This window comes from Listeria sp. LM90SB2 (genome assembly GCF_028867355.1).
GTDB classification, from domain to species: Bacteria; Bacillota; Bacilli; order Lactobacillales; family Listeriaceae; genus Listeria; species Listeria monocytogenes_B.
Window position 1 is genome coordinate 2,080,196 of record NZ_CP046449.1, and the last position, 24,572, is coordinate 2,104,767.

Sequence of the window (24,572 nt, forward strand, 5' to 3'; positions counted from 1 at the left end):
AAATTCCCTCCATCTTTTTTATTCTTTTACGCCGCCAATTGTGAGTCCACTAATAAAGTATTTTTGGAAAAACGGATAGGTGATTGCGATTGGTAATGTCGAAATAACAACCATCGCCATTTTTGCACCGTCTTGTGGTATGGACTTAAACGCGCCGGCAGTATAAGCAATTTCAGAGTTTTGTCGCATGAATTCTAAGTTGTTTTCAATTTTCATAAGTAGCGATTGTAGCGGCACTAAATTCGGATTATCAATATAAAGTGACGCTTGGAACCAGTCATTCCAGTATCCTAGTGTAGAGAAAAGCGCGATTGTCGCAAGCCCTGGTAAAGAAAGTGGAACAACCATTTGTAAAAAGATCCGTAGTTCCCCAGCGCCTTCAATTCGAGCCGCCTCAAGTATTGGTTCTGGAATAGACCGTAAAAAGAACGTGCGCATAATCATAATGTAAAAAGCATTCATTGCTAGTGGTAAAATCATCGCCCAAATGCTATTTCGTAAGTGCAAAAATTGCGTCATCACGATATAGGCAGGCACCATCCCGCCACTAAACAGCATGGTAAAAAAGGCAATAAATGTAAATTGACGACGATACTTAAATTGTGGTCTTGATATCGCGTAAGAGTAAAGAGCAATCATTGCAACACTACATACCGTACCAATTACTGTAACTAAAATGGTAATACCGTATGATTGTAATAGTTGTCCTTTCATCTTCCATAAGTACTCATACGCTTCCATGCTCCACTCTTTGGGTATTAGTTGAAAGCCATTTGCTGCCAGAGATGATTCACTAGAAAAAGAAATAACAATAATGTACAAAAATGGAAAAATACAAATGAGCGCTAGGAAAGCGAGCATAATATTCATCGCTACGTTCATCTTTTTCCCAAAACCAATAATGTCTTTAGCTGGTTTATTTTTTGCTGGTTTTTCCATTTCGCCTCGGACTTGTTCTATTTCACTCACTGCTTCAAGCTGTTCTGCCAAAGCACCTCGCCTCCTTTTCTAAAATAAGCCATATTCTGGATTTATTTTTTTCACGATGTAGTTTGTGAGTAGCACTAGAATAAAGCCAACGATGGACTGATAGAAGCCAGCTGCCGCACTCATACTCATATCTCCAAGTGACGTTAAACCTCGGTATACATATGTATCAATAACATCCGTCACAGGATAAAGTGGTCCTGAATTTCGCGGTAGTTGATAAAACAAACCAAAATCAGAGTTAAAAATCTTCCCGACATTCAAAATCGTTAAAATAACCATCAGTGGCGTTAGTGCAGGAATTGTTACATGCCTAATTTGTTGCCATTTGCCAGCGCCATCAATCATTGCCGCCTCGTAGTAGGTCCGGTCAATTCCGGCAATTGCTGCCAGGTAGACAATACTTCCATAACCCAAGCCTTTCCAAACATTCATCATGATAAGGATAAACGGCCAGTATTTCGGATCGTTATACCAGGAAATCGGGTCCTGTCCGAATGCAAGTAAAATATTATTCATCAGCCCACTGTCTTCGCTCAAAAAGCTGAACAAGAAATAACTGACAACTACCCATGATAAAAAATGGGGGAAAAGCATTCCCGTTTGATAAATTTTTGCTCCTCGCTTATTTAGTAAGCTGTTGAAAATAATAGCAAGTGCTACACCAAGAAACAGCCCAACAATAATAAATACTAAATTATAAAGAACGGTGTTTCGGGTAATAATAAAAGCGTCGTTTGTTTGGAATAGGAATTTAAAATTTTCAAGTCCCACCCAGTCGCTACTCATAATACTGGATAAAAATCCTTTCCCATCAATTTTGTAATCTTTGAATGCAATCACTGTACCAAACATTGGTAAGTATGAGAAAACCAGGAACCAAAGGACGCCTGGAAGTACCATTAAAAGCCAAATCCGATTAGCTCGAATTTGTGATAAAACTTTTTTCAATCCATTCACCCCTCTTTTTTGTAAGTGCTTTCAACATCTTTAGTTTATCGTTTTTACGTGGGGTTAAATAGTTGCGGATGTTTAGATTTATAGACAAATATTAGAAATAATTTTATTGATGGATTTTTCGGTAGCGATTTGGTGTTTCGCCTGTGTGCTTTTTGAACTGGCGATAAAAATAAGCCATATCGGTATAACCAGATTTCCCAGCGATAATGGTTAAGTTATCTTTTGTTTGCAGTAATTCTTCTTTTGCATAGTTCACCCGGTAGCGATTTAGATAATCCGTAAAGTGTTCGCCCATTTCTTTTTGAAAAAGTTGACCGAGATAAACAGCATTAATATGAAAGTCGTTACCGAGTGTTTTTAAAGACATTCCTTCTGCAAAATGTTCCGTGATATAGGAAAGCACATTTTGAATAATGGGGCTTTTTGATTCATCTGTTTGTTTTTTGCGGTTATAGTAACGAATAGCGTAGGCTAGCGTCGCCTCTTCCAATCCCTCAATACTCGTTTCTTCGGCAATTCTCCCCATGGATTCGCTTAACTCTTTCGGATCCGATTCCGCCATCATCACAAGCAGCTCATTCAAAATATGGAGCATTTGATGCGGGTCGCTTTCCAGCTTGTGGTCATTCCATTCTTTAAAAAAGTGCTGGATCCACGCTTTAATTTCTTTTTCGTTATTCATCACTAGGAGCTTCGCGAGTTGATGTTGCTTTCTTTTCGGACGCCAAGTATGTTTGGTACGTTTTTGATAGGCAATTAGGCTACCAGGCTCTTGCACAAGTCGTTCTGGAAGCAACCTAGTAAGTTGGCGAAAGGCTTGCGGGTACATCATTTCACCTTGTACTTTTTCACTGATAAACAGGTAAAAAGCTTCATTCGAAAGGCGTTTTTTCACATCTTGATGAATCGCTAAAATTTGTTCGGATATCGAAGTTTGTTCGGTTATTCCTATAATTATTTCATTTTCTGGCGTAAGTAGCATAAATGGAAAGTCCTTCCGATATTGTTCAGAAAGATTTTTCCATTCAGTCAGATTGATTTCTTTTGTTGGTTGAATTTGAATGAGAACAGCATTTTCCTTTGAATTTAAAATCATATCGTATAATGCCAGGCGCTCTTCCCATTCTTCTTTGTTAATTCGTAAATTTAGCCAACGCCAAATCGTATTGTCCCGTAAAATGTAATACGCTTCTTCCCTTGGTATCACACTGTCTGTCAATTGTTTTTTCTCTATTTGTATAAACGTTTCTTTTAATTCTTGTTCATTTAAAGGTTTTAGTAAATAATTTTCGATTCCCGCTGAAAGCCCGCGTTTCACATAATGAAAATCTTCAAATCCGGAGAGAACAATAGTTTTAGTCGTTGGTTGCCGCTTTTTCCATTCGTCGATTAATTCTAAACCATTCATTACAGGCATCTCTATATCGGTCAAAAGGACATCTACGTCTTGGTTAGCAAATAAATCTAAGGCTATTGCGCCATTTTTAGCCGTTCCAACAATTTCAATTGATTGCTCAAATTCTGGAATAATACTTTCTAAACCTTTGAGAATAAGGGGCTCGTCGTCTACTAGTACAATTTTTAGCATTACTTTTCTCCTCCCGTATTTTGAGGTACTTGAAACAGAATGATGGTACCTTCATTTGCTTTACTCTTGATTGTTAATCGATAATTTTCTCCATATAAAAGCTGCAATCGTTTGTTTAAATTAGCTAGACCGATGTGGCTCGTCTCATCTTTACTTTCAATTGTTGCTTGCACTTCTTTTAATTTCTCTGCATCGATTCCCGAACCATTGTCTTCAATTCTAAATTGTAAATTGTCATTTTCTGCAGTGACCGTAATTACGACTATTGGATTTTGATTTTCTTTAAAAGCATATTTGAAAAAGTTTTCAATAAGCGGCTGCAGAGCAAACCGTGGAATCTGCGTATGATTGAAACGTTTTTCAATATTGATTTCCAGCTTAATTGGCTGTTCGTGGCGCATTTCCATAAAGCGGACATATTGTTTCACGTAATTGATTTCTTCACCTAAAGTGGTGATTTCACGGTGATTAGCTGTGTAGCGCAGTAGTGTTGCAAGTTGATAAATCATATCACTTGTCGCTTTGGCTCCTTCTACGCGTGCGTTCATCCTAATTGCTTCTAGTGAATTATAAAGAAAATGAGGTTGCATTTGACCTTGGAGTGCCTTGAGCCGCGCTTTTTGTTCTTCCATTTCTAGGCTATAGACCTTCTTCACATAAGCATCGAGGTTTTCTGTCATATGGTTAAACCGCTCACTAATCATCGTCAGCTCATCCCCGTTATTATCGACCGGAAGCTTTGCATCAAGGGTCCCCATTTCCACCCGGTTCATCCCGCCAATAATCGTTAAAATCCGCTTAGAATAACGCCTACTAATAACAAAATTAATGCTAATAGAAAAAATAACTAATAACAGCCCAATACCAAATAAAGTAAGTTCGATGAGCGGCGCGCTGTCATCTGTTACTCGATATAAAAACGTATTGTTTTTCAAGCCACTTGTTTCATCTTCCGTTTTTTGAAAGTATACTTTTTTGTTGTCAGCATGAAGCCATCCTTGTTTTTCAGGCGTTTGGATTTGTTTCTTTGGGTGGTTGGAATATAACTCGACTCCCTTCGTGTTTTGTATTTGAAAAATCGAGTTTTGATAATCTTTCGTAATCCATTTGCTTAGAAAAGTCGGATCAATGTAAAGAAGCAGATAACCCATTTGTTTTAATGTGCTTGGATCATTAATCGGCTGTTTCACAACTATTTTATTTTCGATTGTATAAAAAGTCCCTTGCTTTGATGCTTCGGTGGCGATATTTGCCTCCCCGTATGTATCAACCGTTTCTTTCCATTCACGGTAACGGCTCGGAAATGTATAAGAGTAACTCCCATCATCCGAAATGAGCTGCAGCGCGATAATATCTTCATCATACGAAAAATAAGACTGTAAATACGTTTGCATATCTACAGAATAGAAATTTTTACTTTTAAAATAGTTATCGATATTTTGCTCTGTGTAGCTACCGTAATCATTTGTCATCGCGATTTGAACATCCTGCATCAAATCGCTATTACGGTAAATATCTTGCGTTAAACTAATTAATGCCTTTTGCTTCTCCGTAAGTGCATCGAGCTGTTTATTCGCAATGGTTTCCGCTCTTTGGAGATTGGTATCTAGCTGAATATTAGTATAGTACTTATAAATGAAAAAAAGTAACAAGCTCACCGTAAAAAGACTTGTTAAAGAAAAAATTAATAACATTCTTTTGAAAACGCGCTTGCGTGGTAATTCTTGTGTCATACTCATTCACTGCCCCCTCTTCTTTTCTGATTATTGCATACTATCACCAATAATGTAAGGGGTTACTTAGGCTCCATTTGCTTGAAGCGGTGTAAATTGATTTTCATTATCCAATAACTTGGTAAAACACCAGAAATAAACAAAATAAAAGCAGGCATTTTCGAAATTAACCATGCGCAAAAAACAAGACCAACCACAATCATAAAAGTATTTTTAAAGCTAGTAATCGCGAGCAAGAACGCTTGCCCGACATAAGCGCGCACATTTTTCATTTGGAAGTGGACAAACACTGTGAAATACTGCAAAAACGCAATTCCCACGAGAAAAAGCAAGAACATTAAGAAGAAGTATAAAATCGTCGACCAAAAACCTTGCATTAATTCAAAAACAATCCGCAAATCCGCATACAGGAAAATCCCTATCAGCGCAAAAACTGCACCCGCTAAATTAGCCGAAACAAACACCTGTTTATAAGTTTGCCAAGCAGATTTCCAAACTGGTACATCTAAATCGCCCCGCGCCCATTTTCTCGTTATCGTAAATAAAGCAACCGTTGCCGGCATAAAGCCAAGCACAATCCCGCCGATCAATACGAGGAAAAGCCATACTAAATTTGTCCAGACGAGCCGGATAATCCAGTCGCTAATAACTGAAAATTTATCAATAAGTTTCATTCTTTTTCTCTCCTTTGATAGTAAGAGAAAGCCTGAGTTTTCGCCCAGACTTTTCTTTTTTTATTTACTTAATGGGCTGCCTTTTACGTACACACCGCACATGCTTAAAACAAATTCACTAAACATCGCATTCGACCAAGCAAACCAGTCGCGCGTGAATTCAGCCGGATTCGAGGCGTTGACACCTTCGTGCATATAATCCGTTCCGCCATCTCCGGCAATCAGCATCTCTAAAACGGCTTGTTTTTCCGCTTCTGTTTCTGCCGTTAATCCTTCGATGCTGAGTGCAATCGGCCAGACATAATGATCAGGTGTATGTGGACTACCAATTCCTGTAAGTACACTACCTTCGACAAAATAAGGATTTTCTCGGCTTAAAATTAGTTTTCTAGTCGCTTGGTATGCAGGATCAGTTTTTTCGCAAAAACCAAGGTATGGTGCAGCGAGCAAGCTTGGCACATTAGCATCATCCATAAATAATTTACGCCCTGTTCCATCAACTTCATACGCGTAAACATCACCGTAATACGGATGCGCTTGTTTCGCATAGGTTTCAATCCCTGTAGCAACTTCTTTTCGTAAATCTGCGCTATCTTTCAGCAATTCTTTATCATCCGGGTAAAACGCCGCTGCGATTTCTTGGACGTAATCCATCACTACAACTAAAAACATATTACTCGGTACAAGGTAGCCATACATACATGCGTCATCACTTGGTCTAAAGCCACTCCAAGACATACCAGTATAGCTTACATCCGTTCCTTTTCCGTTATTATTTAAGGTATCTGATTGACGCACATTTTCTCGTTCAAAACGATACGGACTTTGCTCTGTATGTTTTTGTTCGATTTTAAAAACTTCGATGATTTGATGCAATGCTTTTCTAAATTCTTCGGTAAAATGACCAGTACGGTTGGCACTTTTCCATAATAGGTACGCTAATTGAATCGGATAGCAAAGTGAATCAATTTCATATTTTCGTTCCCAAACCAGGTCGGTCATTGCTGTTTTGTCGTTTTGAAATCCCGCACCATTCGCTGATTTATTAAAAGCATTCGCGTATGGGTCATGCAAAATACAGTTAGTTTGTAACTTTACGAGGTTTTCAATAACAGTCGCCATTTCTTCGTCTTCTTCCGCCACAATTAAATATGGTCTAATTTGGCTTGTAGAATCGCGTAACCACATCGCTGGAATGTCTCCTGTAATAACAAATGGAAGCCCCTCTTCTGTTTCTTGTAAAGTAGTTGTATACGTATTCGTAAAACATTTTTCAAACATGCGGTGAAGTTTTTCGTTTTCTGGAAAAGTCATTTTCACTTTCTCTATCCATTTGTTAAAACTTGCTGGTACTTTGTTTGTCATCTATTACACTCCTTTTAAAGTGATGATTTCGTTTGGACTAGCGGTAAATTGTTTCTTGGCATCTCCCGTCGTTTCTTCCAAAATAGTCGATTTCTGCCACGGTTGCATCGTCTGTAGCTGTTTTGGTTCACTTGCGGTTTGGAAGAATCGGATAATCGGTTGGTTGTCTTTAGCGAGTTTAAATGCTGAGAAGACAAATCCAGCCTCTGTTTTCCATTCTGCAAAATCTCTTTTTTCTGCGAGAATGTTTTCTTTCGTTGCTGATTTGTGTTGGAATGCAAAAATAGGAGTCAAGCATGCGTTTACTTGTGCTGGGATGGTGCTATTTGCAACATCAGAATCATCTGTTAGGAAAACGTGAAACTCTGCTGTAATCTCTCGGTGGCATTCCGCTTCATATGCCGGGAAGTCACCCCAATCGCCTATTTCAGATACTGCGCGAAGCAACGTTAATTCTAGTTTGTCACCATGTTCGCTTACTTCATATTCTGGTAAACCAACACTTGCGACAACGATATTTCCACTAGCAACAAAGCCTTGTTTTCGGTTATCTTTAGCAGGATTTGTCCATTCTTTGACTTGTTTATTCGCGCGTGTTACTACTTCAAAAACACTTCCCACTTGATGTGTTTCTGTTTGTTTTCCAGTCGGGAAAAGCACGCGGAGTCGATGGTCATCTACGTTGTTATTTAGTTTCACGCGGATAGTTAATTGTTTATCGTGTTTATTTAGCGTTAATTCTGTCGTGATTTTAAATGTAGTAAAATTTTCCGAGCGCTCCGACTGCCGGTCAGGATGCCATACTAGGCGACGTTTTTCTTCCGCAAAGGCGGAACTTGCGCTTTCTGGTATTTCAATTTCATGGTTTATTTCGATTGTTTTGCCGAGTTTATCCTCTCGTAGTACTCGAATTGCCGGTTTGGAATGGAGTGTATTTATTCGCAAGTTATCGCCGGTTTCTTTAAACATATATTCATTACCGATGTCGCCCGCATCCTCATATGCCCCAACACCTGCAATTTCTATCGCTTTTTCTTTATCTAAAATCGTATACGTCCCATTCGCCGCAACTTCCACTTTTAAAAAGCGATTTTCTAAAAACAAATCTTGTGTTTGGTTCGCTGATTCATTCACCAAATCAACCGGATGCGCGTAAATTGTTTCATAACCAACCGCTGGCAAATTTTCCACGGCAAAGGTTAGTTTGTACTTTCTCGCAAAATAAGAATCACGGAATTTCCGTTCTGGTAAATCGTAATTAAATCGAATGCCAAGCGACTCAACAACAACCGGAATTTCCTCGCCAGTACTTGTTTCTAATCGAAAACTTTGCTCTGGAAGTTTCGCTAATTCGTCTGGTATTAATTCAAAATGCATCTCAGAAAAATGAATTGCATCTGTTTCAAGTTCGAGTTCTATGGATCTCGTTGCTTCAAGGCCACCTGCATGAAATACCGTAATAGGAATGCCCGCTTCATTCGTTGTAATTTGTTCCGTGATTTGACGCGCGGCGTTTTGAATAATTGCCATAGTCGCCTGTTCGACTTTTTCAAAACGAGCTTCCATTTCACGGTGCACCTCATCCAAACTACATCCCGTGATACTATCATGGATTTGATTTTCCATAAGTAATTTCCAAGCATAAGCTAAGTATTCATGTGGATACTGGACACCGGCTTCTGTCGCCATCACGGAAATCGGTTCAGCCAAACGCTCTAATAAACGCTCTATTTTCGCATTTGCTTGTTTTAAGTAAATACGTGAAGATGCTGTGTTGGCGAGTGTAGACCATCCATCTGATTGTTGGCTCGTTAATTCTCCGTGAACCGTTTGTAATTTTTCAGGAGCAAGACCAGCTTTGACAGCCTCTTGATATTTTTCAAAATGGCTATGGATAAACTCCACCTCAGGATAAAGTTCCCGTGCCACTTCCAATGCTTCCGCTAAATCAGTTTGCACTGGCTGATGATCACAGCCGTTCATAAATAACCATTCATCCGTCGATGCGAACCGTTCCACATCCGCTAATTTCTTATCCCAGAAAACTTTTGCGGCTTCTTTATCCACCGGAATTTCATTGCCATTGGAATACCAATTTGCGAGTAAAATCCCTAATACTTTCGACCCGTCCGGGCTTTCCCAAAACATCTCCGAATATTTCGAGGCAAAAGCGCTATCAAAAACTTGGTTGTTAAAGCCGGTTGGATTGACTCCACGACCGAAAACGACCGTATCAAAACCAGCTTGGCGCATGAGTTGTGGCACTTGGCCATATAAACCAAACGTATCAGGAAAATAACCAATTTTCTCTACTTGACCGAATTCTTCTGCCATTTCTAGACCATACTGCAAATTACGAATATTCGCTTCTCCACTTGTCAAAAAAGCATCTTGCAACATGTACCACGGTCCGATTCGCAGTTTTCCGTCCGCAACCAGCTGCTTCATTTTTTCTCTTTTAGCGGGTTTCACAGCCAAATAATCTTCTAACATAATCATTTGCCCATCCATATGAAAATGATGAAATCCATCTTCCTTATCAAGTAATGCTTCTACTTCGTCCATAAGTGTAACGAGCCTAAATCTCAAACTTTCCAGTGGTAAAAACCATTCTCTATCCCAATGAGAATGAGAAATAATATGCGCTTTCTTTCTAGTCATTTTGCCCCTCCAAATATCCTTTTTGTATTCGCTTTCAAGCTAAGTATAGTAAGGGCTAAAGTGAATTGCAATGCTAGGTGAAAAACTACTATGAATAATCCATTTTCCCTTGATTTGTCCATTACAAGAAAGCGTAATCCTTCCCACTCTAAGAGAATCTCCCAGCATACCCAAAAAAAGCCAAATTGACATCTTTTGCCGCTATGATATATTGAAACCGTTCTAGACAAAATAGAAAGGATATGAGTATACATATGTTTTTCACTAAAGATAAACTACGAGGCCGGCTGGATGAAGTCGCGCTTTATCGTTACGAAAAAACTTATCCTATCCGTAATTTCCAAGCAGCCGAGGATATGGATGGAGAAATCGCTGCACGACCAAATAACGTCTTGTATGATAACGAATTGACTATCGGGGAAAACTGGTCAGGTAGGGACCGTTATGTCTGGCTCAAAACAACCATTACTTTTCCAGACACCAAAACTGACACGCGCTTGATTGGCTACTTTGACTTTGGGAATACCGGCGACGGCCACAATTCCGGCTTTGAATCACTATTATTTGTTAATGGGGAACCATATCAAGGCGTCGATCAAAATCACCGCGAAGTTCTTTTCCCAGATAGTTTTGCTGGAAAAAAGGTGGAACTGGTCTTCCGTTTATGGTCCGGACTGGAAGGTGGCGGCACTCCTACTATCCAGACACACCAGTTAAAAGAAGCCTTTATTGGATATTTAAATCTCGTCATTGATGATTTGTATTTCACGAGTAAAGCAACTTTAAAAACACTCGACCAACTCGAAGAAAAAAATCCAACCTATGCACCGCTCCTCCAAGCAATTAATCGCGCTTACCTTGCAATTGATTGGAGTACACCAGGATCCGAACAAAACCTTGCCTCGATGGCAACAGCCAACCAAATCTTACAAGCCGCACTGGAAAAAATGCCGAAAAATTTTCCTATCAAAGTGGCGGCTGTTGGGCATACACATATAGATGTAGCATGGCTATGGCGCTTAAAGCATACTCGCGAAAAAGCCGCACGATCATTTTCGACTGTGCTTCATTTAATGGAAGACTATCCTGAATACTTATTTCTCCAATCGCAACCGCAACTTTACGCCTATATCAAAGAAGATTACCCAGAAATTTATGCGAAAATCAAAACGAAAATTAGCGAAGGAAACTGGGAAGCTGACGGTGGAATGTGGCTTGAAGCAGATTGTAATATTCCTAGCGGTGAATCCCTCGTACGGCAAATGCTCTACGGTCAGAAATTTTTACGCGAAGAATTTGGTAAACCTTCTAGTTTTCTATGGTTGCCGGATGTATTTGGCTATAGCTGGGCTTTACCACAAATCCTTCGTAAATCAGGCATTAAGACTTTTATGACAACCAAAATAAGCTGGAATCAATATAATCGTATGCCTCATGATACGTTCCAGTGGCGCGGAATTGATGGTACAGAAATTTTGACCCATTTCATCACTGCACCAGAAAAAAATAGCCGCATTTCAACCTATAATGGCAAAATGACAGCACGAGAACTTGTTGGTCTTTGGGACAAATATCAAGATAAAGAGGTAAACCAAGAATTACTACTTGCTTACGGCTACGGAGATGGTGGTGGCGGTGTGAACCGAGAAATGCTAGAGATGCGCCGTCGTTATGATACGATGCCAGGAATTCCTGAAGTAAAACCAAAAAGTGCTACTTCTTATTTCAACGATTTACACGAAACGATAAATACGACAGACCAATATGTTCATACTTGGAACGGCGAACTTTACTTCGAATATCACCGCGGAACTTATACGAGCCAAGCATTTACGAAAAAAATGAATCGAAAAATCGAACTCGGCTTACGAAATAGCGAATGGCTTTCCGTTTTAGCAAATCTAAAACAAGGAACGTCTTACCCAACTGAAAAATTAGCAGGCATTTGGCAAATTTTACTTCGAAATCAGTTTCATGATATTATTCCCGGCTCTTCCATCAAAGAAGTTTATGACGACGCTCTAATTGAGTACACGGAAGCTATGACGGAAAATAATACGTTAATTTCTAATCAATTGACCAATTTAACTACAGATGCCGATGAAAAAATAACACTTTGGAATAGTTCCACTTGGTCCAGACCGCAATACATCGAAATTTCACCCGACAATCAATCGAATCATTTAGCCTTTTATGATGAAAATAATGCTCCACTGCCTGCGCAAAAATTGGTAAATAATACCTGGCTTATCCAGCATCCAAACATACCTGCGCTTGGTGCTACAACTATTTCTGTTAAAGAAACAGCAAACATTTTAGAACAACCATCTTTTCACTATAAAAATAACCAATTGGAAACACCCTTCTATCAAATCAAATGGAATAAAGCCGGACAATTCACGTCCATTTTTGACAAAAAAAATAACCGCCAAGTAATAGCGGAAAATGCGCGAGGTAATGTATTTCAATTATTTGAAGATAAGCCGATGTGGCATGACGCCTGGGATATCGACCTATTCTATCAAGAAAAACAAAAAGAAATCAGCGCGCTAGATTCAGTTGAAATAACCGAGAACGGGCCACTCCAATTCACTATGAAGCAAGTGCTACATTCCGAAAAATCTCAAATCACTCAGTGGATTCATTTTTATCACGAGAGCCCTGAAATCAGATTTGAAACCGAGGTCGACTGGCGAGATCGTAACCAGTTGCTTAAAGTCGCCTTCCCTGTCGCTGTGCATGCCAGTGAAGCTAGCTATGACATCCAATTCGGGAACGTCAAACGCCCAACGCACTGGAATACAAGTTGGGATTATGCTCGCTTTGAAACCGTTGGACATCAATGGGCTGATCTTTCTGAGAAAAATTACGGCGTCAGTTTGTTAAATGATTCCAAATACGGCTATGATATTAAAGATTCTACTATCCGACTTACGCTTTTGAAAGCAGCCGGTTATCCAGATCCAGATGCCGATTTAGGAATCCACCAATTCACTTATTCGCTCTATCCACATCAAGGTGATTTTTTAGACGGGGAAACAGTTCAAGCAGCATGGGAATTGAATAATCCAATTTTCACTTCCAAGGGCGAAATTGAAACTTTTTCTCTTTTCCAAGTGACCAATCCTTACGTGATGATTGATAGCATTAAACAAGCCGAGGACGGTGATGGTATCATTTTACGATTGCATGAATTTGCGGGAACTCACGGCGAAGTAACAATCACAAGTGGTTACCCGATTACCTCAATCACAGAATGCAACTTACTTGAGGAAAACGAAACATCGCTTTCCAATCCGACCTTTGCAGTAGCTCCATTTGAAATAAAAACATACCGAATTCATTTAGCATAAAAAAACACGCAGCAAGGCTTCTCCCTAAGAAGTCCGCTGCGTGTTTTTATTAGTTTAACGTGAACAGATTAAAGTTTAGTAACTTTTTCTGCTTGTGGGCCACGTTGGCCTTCAACGATTTCAAATTCAACGCTTTGACCTTCGTCTAAAGTTTTGAATCCTTCACCTTCGATAGCGCTGAAGTGTACGAATACATCATCTCCGCCTTCTACTTCGATGAAACCGAAGCCTTTTTCACTGTTAAACCATTTAACTGTACCTGTTTGCATATTTCACAAACCTCCAAAAATTTTCTTAATATGTTTCTTTTACTAACGAAAAAGATGTTAACAACAAGCTAATCATTTTTTCAATTACAAAATTCACATATTAGCAAAGATACTCACTCCACATCAATATCCTTGATAATAAGCAAATTAGCTACTATCAACACTTATATATTAACGCCAACGAGCAAATAAATCAAGTGAAAAAGCCGTACGGTTACAAAATAGAGTATTCAGTTTACTATCTGAAAAACCCTGCTATAAGCTAATTCTTATAACAGGGTTTTTATATTATTCTGTAATACTTTTATCTTTAATCCGCCATTTCACAAGTAAATTATGTAATGGTTTTCGTACTAAGAAATAAACGCCTAGTGAGATAAATACCGATGCTGTACCAAGGAAAAATCCACCAAGTACATCCGTCGGGAAATGCACACCAAGATAAACGCGTGTATACATGACAAACAGGATAAAACCATAACCGATAATACCGATAACGATTTTTTGCCACATTTTTGGCACTGTGAAAATCAAGAACATCGCTGCAAGACCATAAAAAACAGCCGTTGCCGTCGCATGTCCACTTGGGAAACTAAAGCCTGACTCGCTTACTAACCAGTTCACGCTAGCTGGACGCGTACGACCAACCAAACTTTTCAAGACAAGATTTAAGACTACTCCACAAACAAGCATCGTTCCACCAAACCAAAGTCCGACAACAAATTTTCGTAAAAAGAATAAAATAAGAACGACTACAATAGTCAAAATAATTGTCGTTTCTGCGCTTCCTAAAGTAGTTAGAAATTTAACAATGGCTGTTTTATCCGGTTGAATGCCGCCGCGGATTTTTTCAATCCAGCTTAAGTCAAAACGTGCTACCCAGTTACTTTCTGTTGCGATAGCGGAAGCGATAGTAATAAATAAAATAAGGCAAAATCCGCCAATAACGAATAACGGTGTTGCTTTTTTACGATTTGTATTCATGGTTAACTCCTTTTCATTCGGTTGTTTTTAGAAATTCTTTTACTTCTTTTACAAGCGCCTGATACTGAGCTTGTTCAGCTGTCGCTTCATTTGTAAGCTCTGTAACGATATCATTTTCATAACGAACGGAACCTTTGCTAACAAAAGTGGCATTGCCAATCAGTTGTAGCGAAATTTCACCAGCAGCATCTTTTTTCGCAGTTACTTGCACTCTTCCGCCATCATTATAAACATTTAGCGGCGTTTCCAATATATCATTATCTAACATTTTTTTAATCAAACTACAAGCCGACATCGCTGTTCCACATGCATTCGTAAAACCGACGCCGCGTTCAAAAGTACGCACATAAATAGCATCATCGCTTAAACGTTTCACAAAGCTTACATTCACGCCATCTGGGAAATACGGATTTTCGCTATTTAAATAACTTGCTAATTTTTCTTGTTTATTGGAATCTAGCACAGCTTGGTCCACAAATGTAATCAAATGCGGATTAGGAACAGAAACAGCAGAAAAAGCGAGTTCTGCATCAAGTTCTGGAATAACTTGATTAAATAATTTTTCCACGCCTACATGCATCGGTAATGTTTCTGCTGCAAATTTAACAGGAGAAATTTCCACTTGATAGGTTGGAATATCAAAACCAAGCGAAGTTGCTTTTTTGACATCAAGTATCGCTTTCATAGTTTCTACTTTTGCATCTGTCAAAGCATGTTTCTCAAGTAAATAGCGAGCTACCGTTCTTAAGCCATTCCCGCACATCGAAGCAATTGAGCCATCTGAATTAACGACACGCATTTGGCCAATTGGTCCAACTTCACTGCTTTTTGTGACATATAAAATTCCGTCTGCCCCGCCAAGCGAGTGCTTTCTATCGCAAAGCTTTATCGCAAAATTAGCACGTTTTTCATCCGACCATTCTGTGATGTGATTTTCCTCTTCATCAACTAAGAAAAAATCGTTTTGCGAACCATGTACTTTTGTAAAGTGAATTGTTTCCATTACGTCAAGCAACCTCCTCTATTTGGAATTACGTCTATAATACCACATCTTAAATTAAAAAAGCTTGGGGAACCTCCTTTTGAAATGAGTAGGATTTTCCCCAAGCGAGCATTAAGCTTCGTAGTGTTTTACAACAATATCCGCACAGCGGCCACACAGTGTTGGATGTTTTGGATTTACGCCTACATCTTTTTTCACTACACGGCAACGTTCACAAGTTTCGCCTTCTGCTACGGTAATTTGAACAGCTACTTGATTTGATTTGAATGCAGATTCTGGTGCATTTTCTAAACCTTCCACAAGTTCAAAGTCAGAAACGATAAACAGTTGTGCAAAATCGCCTTCTAAAGAATCAAATAGTGTTTTCGCTTCGCCGTCTACATATAAAGTTACTTTAGCAAGCATTGATTTACCGATTAATTTTTCGTTACGAGCGAATTCTAACGCTTTTTGGACGTTATCTCGGATTTGCATGAACGCGTCCCATTTCGCTGTAATTTCTTCGCTATCCGCTAATACTTTAACCTCTGGTAAGTCTTGCAAGTGAATACTTTCCACGCCTTCACCAATCAAGCTATTCCAAACTTCTTCTGTTGTATGCGGTAAAATTGGAGCAAGTAATTTGGTTAACGTAACAACCGCTTCATAAAAGACAGTTTGCATAGCACGACGATCATGACTATCAGCCGCTTCGATGTAAACAACATCTTTGGCAAAGTCCATATAAAATTGGCTTAATTCTACTGTACAGAAATTATTGATTTGGTGGTAAATAGTAGAGAATTCGAAAGCTTCATAGTTATCCTTCACATTTTTCACTAAATCATTTAATTTAATTAGCATATATTTGTCAACTTCACGTAAGTTTTCATAAGAAACGGCGTTAGTAGTTGGATTAAAGTCATTAATATTTCCTAGTAAGAAACGCATTGTGTTACGGATTTTACGGTATACTTCGGATACTTGTTTTAAGATTTCATCACTAACACGAACGTCGGCTTGATAATCTACAGAAGCAACCCAAAGGCGAACAATATCCGCACCCAGTTGTTTAATTACTTTGCCTGGAAGAAGTGTGTTTCCAAGTGATTTACTCATTTTGCGACCTTCCCCATCCAGTGCGAAACCATGGCTTAGCACGTTACGATAAGGCGCTTCACCAGTGATTGCTACAGCAGTTGTTAAGGATGAGTTGAACCAGCCACGATATTGGTCAGAGCCTTCCATATATAAATCAGCCGGACGACTTAATTCTGGGCGAGCATTCAGCACAGCTTGATGACTAGAACCTGAATCAAACCAAACGTCCATAATATCGGTTTCTTTTGTAAATTCTCCATTTGGACTACCTGGATGCGTAAAGCCAGCAGGTAATAAATCTTTCACATCGCGTTCAAACCAAACATTCGAACCATGCTCACGGAAAAGTTCAGAAATGTGATTAATTGTTTCGTCTGTGATAATCGCTTCCCCATTTTCCGCATAGAAAATCGGTAGTGGAACGCCCCATGCACGTTGACGAGAAATAACCCAGTCACCGCGGTCGCGAACCATATTGAATAAACGTGTTTCACCCCAAGCAGGAGTCCAATTAACACCTTTAACAGCAGCGAGTAAATCATCACGGAATGCGTCAATCGAAGCAAACCACTGCGCTGTTGCACGGAAAATAACTGGTTTTTTCGTACGCCAATCATGTGGATAAGAGTGAGTGATGAATTCCATTTTTAGTAATGCGCCCACTTCTTCTAGTTTTTCTGTGACCATTTTGTTCGCTGTATCGTAAAATACGCCTTCAAATCCCGGTGCTTCCTCTGTGAATACACCACGATCATCTAGTGGAGCAAGTACTTCTAAATCGTATTTTTTCCCGATTAAAAAGTCATCTTCCCCGTGTCCAGGAGCCGTATGAACCGCACCAGTACCGGCTTCAGCAGTAGCATGTTCCCCGTTCATTACTAAGGAATCACGGTCATAGAATGGGTGTTTAGTTACAACGCGGTCAAGTTCAGAACCACGAACTGTTTTCACTACTGTCGCATCTTCAAAGCCTAGTTTTTCGCGTAAGCTTGGTAAAAGTGCTTCTGCTACAACATATTTTTCCCCAGCGGATTCAATTACTACATAGTCCAAATCAGGGTTAACAGTAATACCCATGTTTGCAGGAATTGTCCAAGGAGTTGTTGTCCAGATAACGATATTCGTTCCTTCATCTAGTACACCTTTTCCGTCTGTTACTTTAAAAGCAACGAAAATGGAAGCAGATTTTTTATCCTGATATTCGATTTCTGCTTCTGCCAGCGCAGATTCACTAGAAGGAGACCAATAAACCGGTTTTTTACCTTTGTAAATGTAACCTTTTTTCGCCATTTCACCGAAGACTTTGATTTGCTCTGCTTCGTATTCTGGTAAAAGTGTAATGTAAGGATTTTCCCAGTCACCGTTAATTCCAAGTCGTTTGAATCCTGTACGTTGACCGTCTACTTGCGTCATTGCATATTCGGCACATAGTTTACGGAATTCAGCAATAGACATTTCTTTCCGTTTAACGCCTTTTTTGGCGATAGCTGTCTCAATTGGTAGTCCGTGTGTGTCCCAACCTGGAACATACGGGGAGCTGAAGCCAGCCATTGATTTATAACGGACGATAATATCTTTGATTGTTTTGTTTAGAGCGTGACCCATGTGAAGCTCACCGTTAGCATAAGGAGGCCCATCATGCAAAATGTACGCCTTGCGTCCAGCATTTTTTTCTTGAATCTTCTCATATAGTTTTTCTTCTTCCCATTTTGCTTGCCATTCAGGTTCTTTGTTTGGCAGGTTTCCACGCATCGGAAAATCTGTTTTTGGCATTAATAACGTATCTTTATATTCCATACTCTATTCTCCTTTAAATCTTTATTTTTAAACACAAAAAAATCTCTCCCAAAAAAGGGACGAGATTCGCGGTACCACCCTTGTTGACATGCAATTTTGTTGCTTGCCCACTTCATTAATGCCATAACGCTGGCTCGCGCTAACACTTACTCAAGCGATTGCTTTTTCGGGTTAGAACTAAAGAGTGATTTCTATTTTTTAGAGGATAGTTGGTCTCGCACCATTTACCAACTCGCTTCATATCCTTTGTCTAAAAAATTTACTTGTCTCTTATAATCGTTTTTAACGTTCTTCTGATTCAGCAGCTTCGACTTCTTTAATAGACGCTAATTCTGTTGCATCTACATCGTAAGCCATCATTTGCTGCCAATCTTCACTTTTAATTAAATCCATTTGCGCTTCTACTAACATACGCAGACGCTCGCGGAATACTTTAGATTGACGTTTTAGGTCTTCAATTTCAATCGCGATTTTACGAGCTTTAGAAAGTGAGTCGCTTAAAATTCGGTCTGCATTTTTTTCAGCTTCACGGATAATAAGTTTTGCTTCTTTTTCAGCGGAAGCTTTCACTTCTTCGGCAGCTGTTTGTGCCACGATTAATGATTTGTTTAATGTTTCTTCAATGTTTGTAAAATGACCTAAACGTTCTTCACTATTATTTAAAGTGTCCTCAATACGCTTTTTCTCTTTAATAACTTGTTCATAATCTTTAATGATTTGATCGAGGAAGTCATTTACTTCGTCTTCGTCATAACCTCTAAAACCACGGGTAAACTCTTTGTTATGTATATCCAGCGGCGATAATGGCATATCTAGCACCTCCATACGACTATTTGTTTATAAATACCTAACATACATTCTACCATAGTTACTAGCTTTTTCCTAGAATTTATATTGAAAAATGGTTAGATTAAAAATCCAGCTTTATCTAGCGCCTTAATCGCTTGTTCTAATTGTTCTTTCGTATCTGCTTCAATCGTATGTAAATGTGTTCCATCCGTTAAACCAGACAGCATTGTTGCTCCTGTTGTTTGCAATTTCCGCACAAATTTCTCTACATCAAAACGGCTTTTTAAATGTAGTGAAGCGGTGATTTCGCCGTATATTGGATGATCCACAATCACATCAATAATGGAAACACCGTGATCTACCAAAATATTTAGTTCCTCGGCAGCTTGTTCTTTCGTATGTTTCACGGCAATAACGCGCCTTTCCCCTGTATAACTTGTTTCTTTCGCATAAATATAGCCTTGTGGGGTAGCCATAATTGGTTCATTGCCAGCTTTTAACAAAGAAATATCTTGAACAATCACTTGGCGGCTAACATTTGTTTTCTGTGCTAATTGATTTCCAGAAATTGGCGCCTCGGCTTCTTTTAGCCATTTTAAAATCATTTGCCTACGCGTATCTCCTAATATTTTTTTCATCTTATCACCTTTTTCGTAATAATTTATCGATTTCTTCTTTAAAAATAATACTATCGTTTAATTCATTTTCTCTTCCAAAAGATAAGCGGATAAAACGGTTTGCTTCTTCTGTTGTTTTTCCAGTAGCGATTAATGTTCTGGACGGAGCTAAATCACGTAAACTACATGCACTTGTCGTCGAGATTTGAATATCTGCTTCGTTTAAAGCAAGTAACGCTTCCTGACCTTGCATATTTGGCAAAGTAAGTCCTAAAATATACGGCGATGTATTGGGTCCACCTTCCACTTCTACTCGCGCTTCTAATGTGTCGCAAATCGCAGCTTTTAGTTTCATAGCTCTAATCGCTTCTTGTTCTCTATTTTCTATTATATCATAGGCGGCAGTTGTAAAGGCAGCAATAGCTGGAACATTTACTGTCCCCGGTCTAAAGCCAAATTCATGATGTACATCTGGCAAAACTGCCTGCAAAGGAGAATCTGGTTTCATAAAAAGTATTCCCGCCCCTTTTGGTCCATAAATTTTATGCGATGAAATACTAAAACTAGTGGCATCACTTAAATCTAAATCAATTTTCCCAAAGGATTGAACGATATCGGTATGAAAAAAGACACCTGCTTTTTTAGCAATATGAGCTAGTTCCGCGATTGGTTGGATGGTTCCGATTTCCGAATTAACATGTTGAATAATAATAAGCCCCGTCTCAGCAGAAATCATTTTTTCTAAAGTAGCTGGATTTACTTGCCCAAACGAATCAACTGGTAATACTTTAATCCGACACTTCCCCGTTTGTTCGAGTGCCATTAGTTGCTGCCAAACTGAAGCGTGTTCTAGCGGACTTACGAGCACTTCTTTCTTATCAGTTGTATGGATTAGCGTTTGGATGGCAATTTGATTACTCTCTGTTCCACCACTCGTAAATAAAATCCCGCGGTTTGGAACTTGTAATAACTCAGAAAAACTTTCCCGGCATTTTTCTAAAAGGGCCGCTGATTTCGTCCCAGCATCATGTAAACTCTCCGAATTAGCAAAGAATTCTCGCGATGCATCCATAAAAACTTGTAAAGAAGCTTCACTCATTTTCGTAGTAGCCGCATGGTCAAAGTAAATCATCTCTTTATCTCTCCCTTAAAATTTTATACTTGAATTTAGTTTGATTTTATGTGATTATAGATGACAAGACATCTGTATATTCATTAAGAAGTATACAATTAATCGAACCTACTATGCAAGAGGTGGAAACAATGACAAAAGAACGAGTGATTATCATTGGGAGCGGTATCGCAGGTTGCACTGCTGCCTTCAGATTAATGCACGACTATGATGTGACAATAATCACAAAAGGTCTCAAAGAAGAAAGTAATTCGATGCTCGCTCAAGGCGGTGTCGCAGCAGCTGTGTCCAAAAACGATACCCCGAAAAAGCATTTTAGCGATACCTTCCAAGCCGGTTGTTTTCATAATAAAGTTCTCGCAGTAAATCAACTCGTTACCAACGGTCCAATCGTTATCCAAAAATTAATCGCAGAAGGGATGACTTTTGACGAACAAAATGGTGAACTTTCGCTTGGTTTAGAAGGCGCACACCAATTGCCACGAATTTTACATACTGGCGGTGATCAAACCGGCAAATTTCTTACTACTTTTTTACAAGAAAAATTAACAAACATTCACTGGCAAGAGCAAAAAATGGCTATCGAAATTATAAAACAGAACGATTCGGCTATCGGCGTGCATTGTTTAGATAAAGAAAATCGACTACATACTTATTACGGAGAACATATTATTTTAGCAAGCGGCGGACTTGGACAACTTTTTCCAGTTACGACGAATGCGGCGACAATTTCCGGTGATGGTTTAGCACTGGCTTACCGGGCTGGTGCTAAGCTAACCGATATGGAATTTATCCAATTTCATCCCACTCTTCTCTTTCTAAACGGACGTTGTCATGGGCTTATTTCAGAAGCGGTCCGCGGTGAAGGAGCCAAACTTATTCGCGCAGATGGTTCGGCGGTAATGACTGATGTTCACCCGAGAGCTGACCTTGCGCCGCGCGATATTGTTGCTGCGACGCTATTTGCAGAAATACAAGATGGGAATGAGGTTTTCCTTGATATCACGCCAATTCCTAATTTTGAAGAACGTTTTCCAGGAATTACTGCTAACTTGGATGCATATCACGTCCCGTTTCGTGAAACAAAGCGGATTCCGGTTCATCCTGGCGCACATTTTTTAATGGGTGGTATTCGTACTGATCTTCAAGGAAAAACGAACATCCCTGGTTTATATGCCATTGGTGAGGTTGCAAATGCAGGTGTGCACGGCGCTAACCGTCTCGCCAGTAACTCCCTCCTTGAAACGCTCGTCTTTGGTGAAAAAGTGGCTGAATACATTCTCACGCAAAAAACAAACCTAATAGACCATCCAGAAATCCCTCTTTCGAACCAAACCCGAACACCCCATTTACCAGATAAACAATTACTTCAAGAGAAAATCTGGGAAACGCTTGGCATCACAAGAAAACCAGAAAAAATCACCGAATTTCTTCATTGGCTTACTGATTTCGATTACGCAAATCACACTCGAGAAACAGCGGAAATTAGCCACATGCTTATCACCGCAAAACTAATCGCCGAAAGCGCGCTCAAACGAACAGAAAGTCTCGGCGCACATCGAATATTAAAAGGAGTAATAAAATGAATTCCATACTTATGAATCAAGCAATTCAAGCATTTTTACTAGAAGATATCGGTCAACATGACTTAAGTGCAGAAACTGTTTTCCCCCGTGACACAATGGGGGAAGGTGTTTTCCTAGCAAAAGAAACAGGTATTCTTTGTGGCATTTCCATCCCACCGAAAGTTTACGAACTGCTCGGTGGAAATATACAATTTGAAGCTTATAAAAAAGATGGTGACTGGATTCAAAAAGGCGATATTATCGCGGCTGTTACGGCTCCAGTTCGCACGTTACTTTCCGGTGAGCGGGTCATTTTAAATTTAATGCAACGGATGAGTGGTATCGCTAGCCAAACTAATTTTGCTGTCAAACAACTGGATGATTCCGCTATTCGAATTTGCGACACGAGGAAAACGGCGCCCGGTCTGCGTGCCTTCGATAAATACGCGGTACAGACTGGTGGCGGCTTTAATCATCGCAATGGTCTATACGATGGTGTTATGCTAAAAGACAACCACATCGCCTTCTCTGGAGGTATTACAAGTGCTGTATCTACTGTACGGGAAAAACTTGGCCATATGGTAAAAATCGAAGTGGAAACGGAAACTGCTGAACAAGTAAAAGAAGCCGTTCAAGCCGGCGCAGATATCATAATGTTTGATAATCGCACACCGGAAGAAATCAAGCAACTGGTTAAGCTAGTTCCCCCGCACATTACTACAGAAATTTCCGGTAATGTCACTTTAGAAAATATTCATCGTTATAAGGGTTCTGGGGCAAATTACCTTTCTTTAGGCTCCTTAACGCATTCCGTTCGTGCATTTGACATCAGTTTCAATAGCAAAGGAGGAATAAAGGCATGAATTTACTAGAAACGGTCGAACAAGATACAATGCCAACTCATTATAAGCAAATGACGCAGGCCGAAATGATTGCCCGCGTCACGGAAATTAAAGCCCAGCTTGGCGAGAATCTCTTTATCCCCTGCCACCATTATCAAAAAGATGAGGTCGTTCCATTTGCCGATGCGATTGGCGATTCCTTACAATTAGCGCAAATTGCTGCACAAAATAAAAAAGCCAAACATATCGTTTTTTGCGGTGTTCATTTTATGGCAGAAACAGCGGATATGCTTACGACAAGCGAGCAGATTGTTACTTTGCCGGATATGCGCGCTGGTTGTTCGATGGCAGATATGGCGGACATTCATCAGCTAACAAATGCTTGGCCAAAACTGCAAACCCTTTTCGGCGATACGATTTTACCTGTCACTTACATTAATTCCACTGCCGCAATTAAATCCTTCGTCGGTGAACATGGTGGGACTACGGTGACATCTAGTAACGCAACAAAAATTGTCTCATGGGCGCTCGAACAAAAAGAGCGGATTTTCTTTCTTCCGGATCAACATCTAGGTCGGAACACTGCGTTCGAACTAGGCATTCCCCTCGAACATATGGCAATTTGGAACCCGATAAAAAATGAACTGGAATATGAGGGCAATTTGGATGATTGTAAAGTCATTCTTTGGAAAGGCTACTGCTCTGTTCACCAACATTTCACCGTCAAAAATATCGAAAACATTCGTAAAAACAATCCTAAAATGCGGATTATTGTTCATCCCGAATGCACCCATGAAGTCGTTTCTTTAGCAGATGATTCCGGTTCAACGAAAAAAATTGTAACTGAAATAAACAATGCCGCACCTGGCACAGAATGGGCAGTCGGTACCGAAGCCAATTTAGTTGGTCGCATTATCCAAGAAAACCCAGATAAAAAAATCGTCTCGCTAAATCCGTTTATGTGCCCTTGTATGACCATGAATCGAATTGATTTACCACATTTACTCTGGACACTAGAAGCTATCCAAAACGGCGAACAACGAAACCAAATCAAAGTCGATAAACAGACAACCAAATTTGCTTTAAAAGCCTTAGAAAGAATGCTTCAATTAAGCTAACAAAAAAACGAAAGCAACAATTGCTTTCGTTTCAGCTCTATAATTTATAAAAGCT

General features: G+C 39.5%; 18 protein-coding genes and 1 other annotated feature. Of the genes, 4 read left to right on the top strand and 14 right to left on the bottom strand.

Going from position 1 to position 24,572, the window contains the following annotated elements; translation table 11 throughout:
- Positions 1-18: 18 nt before the first annotated feature.
- The 7 genes from GL301_RS10270 to GL301_RS10300 form a co-directional block, all read right to left on the bottom strand.
- Positions 19-990: a carbohydrate ABC transporter permease gene (locus tag GL301_RS10270; RefSeq protein WP_003727964.1), complete on the bottom strand. Its 972-nt coding sequence runs from the start codon at positions 988-990 to the stop codon at positions 19-21.
- Between the two features lie 18 nt (positions 991-1,008).
- Entirely contained in the window at positions 1,009-1,938 is a 930-nt protein-coding gene (locus tag GL301_RS10275; protein WP_003739389.1) for an ABC transporter permease, read from the bottom strand.
- A gap of 112 nt (positions 1,939-2,050) precedes the next feature.
- Entirely contained in the window at positions 2,051-3,535 is a 1,485-nt protein-coding gene (locus GL301_RS10280; protein WP_010958980.1) for a response regulator transcription factor, read from the bottom strand.
- A complete protein-coding gene (locus GL301_RS10285; protein ID WP_003727962.1) occupies positions 3,535-5,274 on the bottom strand; it encodes a sensor histidine kinase in 1,740 nt (579 codons plus the stop codon). The genes GL301_RS10280 and GL301_RS10285 overlap by 1 nt, the downstream gene beginning before the upstream one ends.
- A gap of 56 nt (positions 5,275-5,330) precedes the next feature.
- Positions 5,331-5,942: a YesL family protein gene (locus GL301_RS10290; RefSeq protein ID WP_003725762.1), complete on the bottom strand. Its 612-nt coding sequence runs from the start codon at positions 5,940-5,942 to the stop codon at positions 5,331-5,333.
- A gap of 60 nt (positions 5,943-6,002) precedes the next feature.
- Positions 6,003-7,307: a glycoside hydrolase family 125 protein gene (locus GL301_RS10295; protein ID WP_070298243.1), complete on the bottom strand. Its 1,305-nt coding sequence runs from the start codon at positions 7,305-7,307 to the stop codon at positions 6,003-6,005.
- Between the two features lie 3 nt (positions 7,308-7,310).
- Complete coding sequence (locus GL301_RS10300) at positions 7,311-9,968, bottom strand: alpha-mannosidase (protein WP_003725764.1); 2,658 nt, start codon at positions 9,966-9,968, stop codon at positions 7,311-7,313.
- Between the two features lie 254 nt (positions 9,969-10,222).
- Between GL301_RS10300 and GL301_RS10305 the strand changes: the two genes are divergently transcribed.
- Positions 10,223-13,321 carry an alpha-mannosidase gene (locus tag GL301_RS10305; protein WP_010958981.1) on the top strand — a complete coding sequence of 1,033 codons (3,099 nt, stop codon included), beginning with the start codon at positions 10,223-10,225 and terminating at the stop codon, positions 13,319-13,321.
- 68 nt (positions 13,322-13,389) lie between these two features.
- Here the strand turns inward: GL301_RS10305 and cspB are convergent, their stop codons facing one another.
- From cspB to GL301_RS10340, 7 genes are all read right to left on the bottom strand, one after another.
- Positions 13,390-13,590 carry a cold-shock protein CspB gene (gene cspB, locus GL301_RS10310; RefSeq protein ID WP_003723180.1) on the bottom strand — a complete coding sequence of 67 codons (201 nt, stop codon included), beginning with the start codon at positions 13,588-13,590 and terminating at the stop codon, positions 13,390-13,392.
- 288 nt (positions 13,591-13,878) lie between these two features.
- Complete coding sequence (locus GL301_RS10315; RefSeq protein WP_003727958.1) at positions 13,879-14,574, bottom strand: phosphatase PAP2 family protein; 696 nt, start codon at positions 14,572-14,574, stop codon at positions 13,879-13,881.
- A 13-nt stretch (positions 14,575-14,587) separates the two neighbouring features.
- On the bottom strand, positions 14,588-15,577 hold the full coding sequence (dapF, locus tag GL301_RS10320) for a diaminopimelate epimerase (RefSeq protein WP_003730800.1): 990 nt from the start codon (positions 15,575-15,577) through the stop codon (positions 14,588-14,590).
- Positions 15,578-15,688: 111 nt separating this feature from the next.
- Positions 15,689-18,454, bottom strand: coding sequence for an isoleucine--tRNA ligase (gene ileS / locus GL301_RS10325; protein ID WP_003727956.1), 2,766 nt, complete (start codon positions 18,452-18,454; stop codon positions 15,689-15,691).
- 52 nt (positions 18,455-18,506) lie between these two features.
- Positions 18,507-18,740: a binding site (T-box leader), on the bottom strand.
- Entirely contained in the window at positions 18,737-19,264 is a 528-nt protein-coding gene (gene divIVA / locus GL301_RS10330) for a septum site-determining protein DivIVA (RefSeq protein WP_003725769.1), read from the bottom strand. Its footprint overlaps the feature before it by 4 nt.
- A gap of 95 nt (positions 19,265-19,359) precedes the next feature.
- The gene (locus GL301_RS10335; protein ID WP_003727955.1) at positions 19,360-19,881 is read right to left on the bottom strand and encodes a transcription repressor NadR; all 522 of its coding nucleotides are present in this window, start codon (positions 19,879-19,881) and stop codon (positions 19,360-19,362) included.
- A gap of 4 nt (positions 19,882-19,885) precedes the next feature.
- A complete protein-coding gene (locus tag GL301_RS10340) occupies positions 19,886-20,992 on the bottom strand; it encodes an IscS subfamily cysteine desulfurase (RefSeq protein WP_048667061.1) in 1,107 nt (368 codons plus the stop codon).
- A gap of 131 nt (positions 20,993-21,123) precedes the next feature.
- Here GL301_RS10340 and nadB point away from each other — a divergent pair, with 131 nt between their 5' ends.
- Genes nadB through nadA form a run of 3 tightly spaced genes read left to right on the top strand, consistent with a single transcriptional unit; the run spans position 21,124 to position 24,517 of the window.
- On the top strand, positions 21,124-22,578 hold the full coding sequence (gene nadB / locus GL301_RS10345; protein WP_070298241.1) for an L-aspartate oxidase: 1,455 nt from the start codon (positions 21,124-21,126) through the stop codon (positions 22,576-22,578).
- Positions 22,575-23,420 carry a carboxylating nicotinate-nucleotide diphosphorylase gene (gene nadC / locus GL301_RS10350; protein ID WP_003725773.1) on the top strand — a complete coding sequence of 282 codons (846 nt, stop codon included), beginning with the start codon at positions 22,575-22,577 and terminating at the stop codon, positions 23,418-23,420. Before nadB ends, nadC begins: the two co-directional genes overlap by 4 nt.
- Positions 23,417-24,517 carry a quinolinate synthase NadA gene (nadA, locus tag GL301_RS10355; RefSeq protein WP_003725774.1) on the top strand — a complete coding sequence of 367 codons (1,101 nt, stop codon included), beginning with the start codon at positions 23,417-23,419 and terminating at the stop codon, positions 24,515-24,517. Before nadC ends, nadA begins: the two co-directional genes overlap by 4 nt.
- Positions 24,518-24,572 lie beyond the last annotated feature (55 nt).

Bases quoted from the DNA above. Each gene is read 5' to 3' on its own strand.
- GL301_RS10280 (WP_010958980.1), bottom strand. From the start codon at position 3,535: ATGCTAAAAATTGTACTAGTAGACGACGAGCCCCTTATTCTCAAAGGT.
- GL301_RS10285 (WP_003727962.1), bottom strand. From the start codon at position 5,274: ATGAGTATGACACAAGAATTACCACGCAAGCGCGTTTTCAAAAGAATG.
- GL301_RS10290 (WP_003725762.1), bottom strand. From the start codon at position 5,942: ATGAAACTTATTGATAAATTTTCAGTTATTAGCGACTGGATTATCCGG.
- GL301_RS10295 (WP_070298243.1), bottom strand. From the start codon at position 7,307: ATGACAAACAAAGTACCAGCAAGTTTTAACAAATGGATAGAGAAAGTG.
- GL301_RS10300 (WP_003725764.1), bottom strand. From the start codon at position 9,968: ATGACTAGAAAGAAAGCGCATATTATTTCTCATTCTCATTGGGATAGA.
- GL301_RS10305 (WP_010958981.1), top strand. From the start codon at position 10,223: ATGTTTTTCACTAAAGATAAACTACGAGGCCGGCTGGATGAAGTCGCG.
- cspB (WP_003723180.1), bottom strand. From the start codon at position 13,590: ATGCAAACAGGTACAGTTAAATGGTTTAACAGTGAAAAAGGCTTCGGT.
- GL301_RS10315 (WP_003727958.1), bottom strand. From the start codon at position 14,574: ATGAATACAAATCGTAAAAAAGCAACACCGTTATTCGTTATTGGCGGA.
- dapF (WP_003730800.1), bottom strand. From the start codon at position 15,577: ATGGAAACAATTCACTTTACAAAAGTACATGGTTCGCAAAACGATTTT.
- ileS (WP_003727956.1), bottom strand. From the start codon at position 18,454: ATGGAATATAAAGATACGTTATTAATGCCAAAAACAGATTTTCCGATG.
- divIVA (WP_003725769.1), bottom strand. From the start codon at position 19,264: ATGCCATTATCGCCGCTGGATATACATAACAAAGAGTTTACCCGTGGT.
- GL301_RS10335 (WP_003727955.1), bottom strand. From the start codon at position 19,881: ATGAAAAAAATATTAGGAGATACGCGTAGGCAAATGATTTTAAAATGG.
- GL301_RS10340 (WP_048667061.1), bottom strand. From the start codon at position 20,992: ATGATTTACTTTGACCATGCGGCTACTACGAAAATGAGTGAAGCTTCT.
- nadB (WP_070298241.1), top strand. From the start codon at position 21,124: ATGACAAAAGAACGAGTGATTATCATTGGGAGCGGTATCGCAGGTTGC.
- nadC (WP_003725773.1), top strand. From the start codon at position 22,575: ATGAATTCCATACTTATGAATCAAGCAATTCAAGCATTTTTACTAGAA.
- nadA (WP_003725774.1), top strand. From the start codon at position 23,417: ATGAATTTACTAGAAACGGTCGAACAAGATACAATGCCAACTCATTAT.